A 6,349-nucleotide genomic window follows, 5' to 3' on the forward strand; every position below is an offset into this window, starting at 1 on the left:
CGCGCCGGTCCCACCGGATCCGGTGCCCCGCCCGCCGGAGCCGCCCGGCCACGGCCAGGCCGCGCTCTTCGAGCCGCCGTCCGGCCCCGCCGGCCCGGGCGTCACGGCCCTGACCCGGGTGTACGCCGACCAGCTCGCCCGGATCGCCGCGACCACCCATCCCGGCCGGTTCCGGCTCCTGGTGGCCGCCGAGTCGGCCGGCGCGCTGGTCGCCGCCGAGATGGGCGCGGCCGGGCTGCCCTGGCGGGTCGACGTGCACGACGCGATCCTGGCGGAACTGCTCGGCGAGGCGTCGCCGGTCGGCGGGCCACCCCGCCGGCTGGCCGACCTGCAGGCGCGGATCGCCGCCGCGTTCGGCGTACGCCGGTTGCACGCCGACTCGCCGGCGGAGCTGTTGCGGGCGTTCGCCCGGGCCGGCGTGGAGTTGCCCAACACGCGGGCCTGGGTGCTGCGCGGGGTGGAGCACCCGGCGGTGCCGCTGGTCCTGGAATACAAGGAGCTCTACCGGATCTGGACGGCGCACGGTTGGGCCTGGCGCGACGCCTGGGTCTCCGGCGGCCGGTTCCACCCGGAGTACGTGCCGGGTGGTGTGGTGTCCGGCCGTTGGGCCACCCGGGGCGGCGGGGCGTTGCAGATCCCGAAGGTGATCCGTCGGGCCGTGGTGGCCGACCCGGGCTGGACGTTCGTGGTGGCCGACGCGGGCCAGCTCGAACCGCGGGTGCTCGCCGCGGTCTCCGGCGACGAGCGGCTGGCCGCCGCGGGCGGCGCCGGGGACCTCTACGCGGCGCTGGCCCGGGACGCCTTCGGTGGTGACCGGCCCCGGGCCAAGGTGGCGCTGCTCGGCGCGATGTACGGGCAGACCGGCGGCGCGGCGGTGCCGGCGCTGGCGGTGCTGCGGAAGAACTACCCGACCGCGTTCGGCTACGTGGAGGCGGCCGCCCGCACCGGTGAGGCCGGCGGTCTGGTCCGGTCGTGGTTGGGCCGCACCTGCCCGCCCGGCTCGGTCGGGTTCGCCGACGGGGACGACGCGACGCCGGACGGCGAGGCGGATCCGCACAGCCCGTCGGCCCGGGCGGCGCGGTCCCGGGGGCGGTTCACCCGCAACTTCGTCATCCAGGCCACGGCCGCCGAGTGGGCCTCGACGCTGCTGGCCACGCTGCGCACCGAGCTGGCCGGCACCGCTGCCGAGCTGGTCTTCTTCCAGCACGACGAGGTGATGGTGCACTGCCCGGCCGATCAGGCCGCCGCGGTCGCCGAGGCGGTGACCGCGGCCGGTGAGCGGGCCACCCGGCTGTTGTTCGGCGACACCCCGGTCCGTTTCCCGCTCGACCTGTCCACGGTGGACTGCTACGCCGACGCGGCATAGTCCCACAATTTTCCGATTTGCCCCGCTACCCGGCCCTGATCGTGCTCGTTGGGTCCGGTGTGCGTACGACGGGACGGACCGGGCGCGGCTGTGCCCGGTCCGTCCCCCTGGTCGAGGGGGCACCGCTGAACCGGATCGCTGCAATGATCATCGCCGCTGGTGGCGGTCGCCGCATCGGCGGCCCCGAGGCGTTGCTGCGCCAGGGCGAGCGGCCGCTGGTGAGCCAGATGATCGACACGATGACCGAGGCGGGCTGCGCCGACGTCGTGGTCGTGCTGGGCGCTGCGGCCGAGCAGGTGCGGCAGACCACCGACCTCACCGGCGCCACCGTGGTGGTCAACCGGGCCTGGGGGACCGGCGTGGGCTCCTCGATCCGGGCCGGGCTGGCCGCGTTGACCGACGACGGCATCGAGGCGGTCGTCGTGGTCCCGGTGGACATGCCCGGGCTCACCGCGACCGCGGTCCGCCGGGTGACCGCGCTGCCGTACCCGGACGTGCTGGTCTGCGCAACCTACGACGGCCTGCGCGGATACCCGATGCTCTTCGGCCGCCGGCACTGGTCCGGCATCGCCACGCTGGCCAGCGCCGACGTCGGCGCCCGGCCGTACCTGCTGGCGCACAAGGACCAGATCGTGGACATCGCCTGCGACTCGGTGGCCGACGGCAGCCGGATCGACAGCCCCGAACTGATGGCGCTCTACGGACTGTCCATCCCCGAGCAGCGCGTCGGCGCCTGAGCGTGAAGGAAGGGCCCCTTCTTAACGCCTGCGGTAGTGGAAGGGCCCCTTCCTAACAAGCGCGCACAGTGGGTGTCGGACCCCGGTGCCAGGATGTCACCGTGGCCTACGACGAGGACCTGGCGAACCGGGTGCGGGAGTTGGTCGGGCGTGAGCCCGGCATCACGGAACGACGCATGTTCGGCGGCCTGGCGATGATGCGGGGCGGGCACATGTCGGTGGTGGTGCGCGGCGCGGGCGGGCTGATGGTGCGGGTCGATCCGGCCGAGGTCGAGGCGGCGCTGGCCGAGCCCGGCGCCACGGCGACGGTGATGCGCGGGCGGGAGATGCGCGGCTGGGTGACCGTCGAGCCCGCCGCGTGCGAGCGCGACGCCGACCTGGCCCGCTGGGTCGATCGGGGCCTCCGCTGCGCCCGGGCCCTGCCGGCGAAGTAGCCCGCCCCGATAATCGGCTGCGCGTGACGCCGCTCCGCCCTACGCTCCCGACCTGTCGACAGACGCTCGGGGAGGCCGATCGGAGATGGACACCGCGATGACGAGTCACCTCTTCGCGATCAGCTTCGACGCGGCGGAGCCGCTGCGGCTGGCCCGGTTCTGGTCCGGGGTGCTGGGTCGGGAGATCGTGGACGACCCGCGCGAGGGGGTCGCGCTCCTGCCCGACGGCGAAACAGGCTTCCGCGTCCGCTTCCTCCCGAACCCGGATCCGAAGACCACGCAGAACCGGGTGCACTTCGACCTGACCAGCGGATCCCCGCAGGACCAGCGGGAGACGGTGGCCCGGGCGCTGGCCCTGGGCGGGCGGCACATCGACATCGGGCAGGGCCCCGACGACGGGCAGGTGGTGCTCGCCGACCCCGAGGGCAACGAGTTCTGCGTCATCGAGGCGGGCAACACCTTCCTCGCCGGCTGCGGGCCGATCGGCGCGGTGAACTGCGACGGCACCCGGGCGGTCGGCTACTTCTGGCGCGAGGCGCTGGGCTGGCCGTTGGTCTGGGACCAGGACGAGGAGACCGCGATCCAGTCGCCGCGCGGCGGCGCGAAGGTCACCTGGAGCGGCCCGCCACTGATGCCGAGCGACGGACGGGACCGGGTGCACCTCGACGTCGTCCCGTCGGGCGGCGACCGGGACGCGGAGATCGACCGGCTGCTCGCGCTCGGCGCGACCCGGGTCGGCGTGGGCCGGCACACGGCCGACGACGTGGTGCTGGCCGACCCCGACGGCACGGAGTTCTGCGTGCTGACGTCCCGCTGACCCGAGACGCCCGGCAGCCGTGGGACACTCGCCCGGACGGGGGAGGGGTCTGGTGTTCGTTCGTCATCTGGTGGGCATGGCCGCCGCCTGGCTCGTGGTCGTCGCCGAGGCGGTGGTCGGCTACCTCGGCCTGCTCGCGTACGCGCTGGTCACCGACGCCGACCCGGGCGGGCCGCTGGCCGGTCCGCTGCTGGTGCTGATCGCGGCGGCGGTCGGTCTGGCGCTGCTGCCGCTGCTCTTCCTGCCCGCCGTGGCCGTCGGGGAGGTGGCCGGCCGGAGCCGGGGAGCGGTCGCGACGTCGGCGCTCGCCGGGGTGGCCGCGATCGTCCTGTCCGTCGGGTACGCCTTCGCCACGGCGGTCGCCACGGACGTTCCCGCCGCCCGGGTCCCGGTCGTGGCGGGCCTCGTCGCGCTCGTGGTCCTTCCGCCGACGGCCGCGTACGCCCTCGCCGCCCGTGGCGTCGGGCGACTCCGCGACCGCGTCGGGTGGGGCAGACGCGCCGTCGCCCGCTGAGGCGCCGGCTCAGGCCAGGTCGAACAGCGCGTCCGCGTTGTCCCAGCAGACCGCGCGCAGCCAGTCGTCGCCCAGCTCCAGCCGGGCCAGCCCGTCGAGCTGCTCCGCGTACGGATAGGGGATGTTCGGGTAGTCGCTGCCCAGCAGCACCTTGCCGGCCAGGCCCAGCTCGCGCAGCCGGGGCCGCTCCGTCGGCGGGAAGGGCACGAACCGGTCGAAGAACGAGGTGAAGGCCATGGTGGTGTCGAGCCGGACCCCGGCGTACCGGTCGGCCAGGTCGAGGAACGCGGCGTAGTCGGGCGCGCCCAGGTGGGCCACGACGGTGGCCAGCCGGGGGTGCCGGGCGAGCAGCGCGGCGAACGGCTCCGGCCCGGTGTGCGCGGTGCCCACCGGGGCGTGCCCGGCGTGCACCACCACCGGCACGCCGGCGTCCGCGAGCAGGCCCCACACCGCGTCCAGGGCCGGGTCGGTGGGTCGGAAGCCGCCCACCTGCACGTGCACCTTGAAGACCCGGGCGCCGGCGGTGAGGGCGTGCGCGACGTACCGGGCCGCGTCCGGCTCGGGGAAGAACGTCGCCGACGGCAGGCACCCCGGGGTACGCGCCGCGAAGTCCAACGTCCACCGGTTCAGCGACTCGGCCATGCCGGGCCGGTGCGGGTACGCCAGCGCGGTGAACGTCCGCACGCCGAGCCGGCCCAGGTACGCGACCCGGGTGTCGTCGTCCCAGCGGTAGCGGATCGGCCACTCGGTGCCGACCAGCGGGCCGGCCGCGTCGAAGTAGGCCCACACCTTGGCCAGCAACCGGGGCGGCATGAAGTGGGTGTGCACGTCGGCCAGGCCGGGCAGCCCGAGTCGCCGCCAGAACGCCGGCACCGCCTCGTCCTCGGCCGGCGGCGGGAACGCGCCTGTCACACCTGGATGTCGAAGCGTTGCAGCACCGACGGCGCGACCAGCCCCACCGCGGCGAGCACGGCCAGCACGGTCAGCGCGGCCCGCAGCACGACCGTTTCGGCCTTGCTGCCGGTGCGCAGCGCGATCTTGTTGGGCAGGCCCACCATGGTCCACATCCGGCGTCGGATCGGGATCGGCCACAGGATCGGCACGCCGGCCCGGGTGATCATGTCGCCGAGGATGTGCACGAAGCAGCCCACACCCATGGCGAGGCCGATCATCGGATAGCCCCGGTCGCCGGGCAGGTTGGCGAACGTGAACCAGGCCGCGGCGGCCGACACCAGCGTGACCACCACCCAGCCGGCCCGTTCCGCCCACTCGTCGAAGAGCCCGCGCAGCGCCAGGCCGATCATGAAGAACAGGATGCCGACCACCGCCCACTTGCCGTAGTGGGCGCAGAGCGCGGTGGTGCCCCAGCCGACCAGCACGGTGAACGGGATGGTGTGGGTCAGCGTGCGGTGCCCGTTGTTGCGGCGCGGGTCCTTGCTGAGCTTGGTGGCGTAGTAGACGCCGAGGGAGATCTTCTCCATCACCTCGGCGACGAAGAGGCTGAACACGCCGAACGTACGGGCCACGGTGGCGCCGCCCTGGTTGCGGGTGACCTTGCCGGACAGGTCGAGGTCGGGAAAGAGCGCCCCGCCCGCGCAGACCGCGGTGCCCACCGCCAGCGCCAGCGGCGTCTGGTGGTAGTCGGCGAACTGGTCCAGCGCCCAGGAGCCGGTCAGCCACACCGCCGCGCCGGACAGCGCGTGGGATGGTCCCATCATCTCGGCTCGCCCTCCCCAGAGATCTTGATCGAGAAAACTACGCCACTGTAGTCAGGCCGTGCGACGGCGGGGCATCATCCGGACGGTCCACTGGGGAGGGGCGCCGGTGGACCCGGTGACGCCCGCCGGATCACCAGGAAGTATGTCGCCCCGACCCGGTACGCAGCCGCTGACTGTCGGTGATGAGACGCCTGTCGGTCAACCCGCGGTGCGGGTGGGCCGGATCGGCCGGATGCTCTCCCGGATCAGCGCGAACTGCTCGGCCGCGGCGGGCCAGTCGGCGTCGGAGGTGGTCCACCCCAGCGTCCATCCGGCCTCCTCGCCGGGCAGTACCCGCAGCGCGTGCATGCGTTCCCCGTACGGCGCGGTCCACCGGCACTCCCACGCCGCGCCGTCGCCGTCGGCGGCCAGCCGCACCTTCTGGTATTGAGGCAGCCGGCCGGCGGACGTCAGGTCCCGCTCGGAGGATCGCAGCCGGCCGACCGGGTCCCCGCCCGGGTAGGGCTCGACGCCGAGGATGCGCCGGGTGGCCGGGTCCTGGAAGCAGGTGGTGTCGCCCGAGCGGAGCTGGAGCCAGCCGGCGGGCAGGGCGATGTGGAACCCGCCGGTGTCGGCGGGCCAGACCCAGCCGGCGGGCACGGTGACCGCCGGGTCCGTCGGCGGTGGACCCTTCTGCACGGGTGTGCCCGCCACGTCGGGCCGGATGCAGGGAAACGGCGGGGCCGGCACGCCGCCGGGCCCGCCGGGCGGCCCGGGCGGACGG

7 protein-coding genes and 1 pseudogene are annotated in these 6,349 nt (G+C 74.6%); 5 read left to right on the top strand and 3 right to left on the bottom strand.

Annotation, left to right across the window (positions count from 1 at the left end):
- The 5 genes from HUW36_RS22895 to HUW36_RS22915 form a co-directional block, all read left to right on the top strand.
- The coding region (locus HUW36_RS22895; protein ID WP_174530058.1) for a bifunctional 3'-5' exonuclease/DNA polymerase at positions 1-1,366 on the top strand (1,366 nt) is incomplete at its 5' end.
- Positions 1,367-1,509: 143 nt separating this feature from the next.
- The gene (locus HUW36_RS22900) at positions 1,510-2,103 is read left to right on the top strand and encodes a nucleotidyltransferase family protein (RefSeq protein ID WP_174530059.1); all 594 of its coding nucleotides are present in this window, start codon (positions 1,510-1,512) and stop codon (positions 2,101-2,103) included.
- Between the two features lie 101 nt (positions 2,104-2,204).
- Positions 2,205-2,537: a TfoX/Sxy family protein gene (locus HUW36_RS22905; protein WP_174530060.1), complete on the top strand. Its 333-nt coding sequence runs from the start codon at positions 2,205-2,207 to the stop codon at positions 2,535-2,537.
- Positions 2,538-2,634: 97 nt separating this feature from the next.
- Entirely contained in the window at positions 2,635-3,354 is a 720-nt protein-coding gene (locus HUW36_RS22910; protein WP_174530061.1) for a VOC family protein, read from the top strand.
- Between the two features lie 52 nt (positions 3,355-3,406).
- Positions 3,407-3,868 carry a hypothetical protein gene (locus HUW36_RS22915; RefSeq protein ID WP_246248288.1) on the top strand — a complete coding sequence of 154 codons (462 nt, stop codon included), beginning with the start codon at positions 3,407-3,409 and terminating at the stop codon, positions 3,866-3,868.
- Between the two features lie 9 nt (positions 3,869-3,877).
- On the opposite strand, the gene HUW36_RS22920 is transcribed toward HUW36_RS22915, so the two are convergent.
- The 3 genes and pseudogenes from HUW36_RS22920 to HUW36_RS22930 form a co-directional block, all read right to left on the bottom strand.
- Entirely contained in the window at positions 3,878-4,780 is a 903-nt protein-coding gene (locus HUW36_RS22920; RefSeq protein WP_174530062.1) for an amidohydrolase family protein, read from the bottom strand.
- Entirely contained in the window at positions 4,777-5,586 is an 810-nt protein-coding gene (locus tag HUW36_RS22925; RefSeq protein WP_174530063.1) for a metal-dependent hydrolase, read from the bottom strand. The genes HUW36_RS22920 and HUW36_RS22925 overlap by 4 nt, the downstream gene beginning before the upstream one ends.
- A gap of 198 nt (positions 5,587-5,784) precedes the next feature.
- Positions 5,785-6,349: pseudogene (locus tag HUW36_RS22930) on the bottom strand (serine/threonine protein kinase); the annotation flags it as partial.

This window comes from Micromonospora maritima (assembly GCF_902825405.1).
Taxonomy (GTDB): Bacteria; Actinomycetota; Actinomycetes; order Mycobacteriales; family Micromonosporaceae; genus Micromonospora; species Micromonospora maritima.

What these genes read in the sequence shown, in the direction of transcription:
- HUW36_RS22910 (WP_174530061.1), top strand. Translation starts at nt 2,635, where the DNA reads ATGACGAGTCACCTCTTCGCGATCAGCTTCGACGCGGCGGAGCCGCTG.
- HUW36_RS22925 (WP_174530063.1), bottom strand. Translation starts at nt 5,586, where the DNA reads ATGATGGGACCATCCCACGCGCTGTCCGGCGCGGCGGTGTGGCTGACC.
- HUW36_RS22900 (WP_174530059.1), top strand. Translation starts at nt 1,510, where the DNA reads ATGATCATCGCCGCTGGTGGCGGTCGCCGCATCGGCGGCCCCGAGGCG.